Source organism: Saccharothrix hoggarensis, assembly GCF_042678885.1.
GTDB lineage: Bacteria > Actinomycetota > Actinomycetes > Mycobacteriales > Pseudonocardiaceae > Actinosynnema > Actinosynnema hoggarensis.
In genome coordinates this window covers 1-563 of the sequence record NZ_JBHTLK010000538.1, presented here as the reverse complement: position 1 = coordinate 563, position 563 = coordinate 1, and the positions used below count along the sequence as shown (strand labels likewise).

At 78.5% G+C, this 563-nt stretch carries 1 pseudogene; it reads left to right on the top strand.

The features are described from left to right. Positions 1-56: 56 nt before the first annotated feature. Positions 57-563 (top strand): annotated as a pseudogene (locus tag ACFQ3T_RS36995) (ATP-binding protein); the annotation flags it as partial.

Below are 563 nucleotides of genomic sequence, written 5' to 3'. Positions count from 1 at the left end.
ACCCGGCCGCTGCCCGAGGACCGGCGCCGACGCGGCGGGCCGATCCGGTGACCGCCGTGTCGACCGAGGCGCACGCGCCGGACCTGGCCTACCTGTGGGCGAGGCTGGCCGGCGTCGAGTGGCGGGTGCGCCGGGCCGTGGCGCAGCGCGTCGAGCACGACCCCGACCCGGACGACCCGCGCCGTGGCCTCTACCTGACCGCCGACACCGTGTGGCGCATCCTGGACGAGCCGGGGCGGCCCCTCGCGCCGCCCGACGCCGAACCGGACCTCGGGCCGCTCGCCGCGATGGTCCCCGACCCCGGCCCGCGCCTGCTCGGGCTCGCGCGGCGGTTCGACCTCGACCCCGTGGACGTCGAGTTCCTGCTGGTCGCGATGGCCCCGGACGTCGACCCGCGGTTCGAACGGCTCTACGCCTACCTCAACGACGACGTCACCCGCCGCCGGCCCACCGTCGGCCTGGCGCTGGAGCTGTGCGGGCTGCCCGCGGCGGACCCGGCCCGGTTCCGGTTGGCCCCGGCCGCGCCGCTAGTGGCCGGCGGCCTGGTCGAGGTGGTGGACGGC